The organism is Enterobacter sp. UNJFSC 003 (assembly GCF_036903355.1).
Lineage (GTDB): Bacteria > Pseudomonadota > Gammaproteobacteria > Enterobacterales > Enterobacteriaceae > Enterobacter.
This window is the reverse complement of sequence record NZ_JBAKHK010000336.1, coordinates 1-238: the sequence shown is the minus strand read 5'-3', so window position 1 is coordinate 238 and position 238 is coordinate 1. Positions and strand designations below refer to the sequence as shown.

At 49.2% G+C, this 238-nt stretch carries 1 protein-coding gene; it reads left to right on the top strand.

The genetic code is table 11. From position 1 onward, the window contains the following. Nucleotides 1-93: 93 nt before the first annotated feature. Nucleotides 94-238: GTP-binding protein (locus V5P19_RS24430; RefSeq protein WP_334408103.1), on the top strand; the 145-nt coding region annotated here is incomplete at its 3' end.

The window sequence follows — 238 nt, the reverse complement described above, 5'->3', positions numbered from 1 at the left end:
AAGCTCACCTGCGTCCGCTCTCCCCTTCTCTTTTCTGCCTTTTTTAGCCAGGATTAACGCTCAGTTAACTTACCAGAGTATTGCGGAGCCGTTGTGACCAGGACCAACCTCATCACCGGTTTTCTCGGCAGCGGGAAAACCACGTCGATTCTTCATCTGTTAGCCCATAAAGATCCCAACGAAAAATGGGCGGTACTGGTTAATGAATTTGGGGAAGTCGGAATTGATGGTGCTTTGC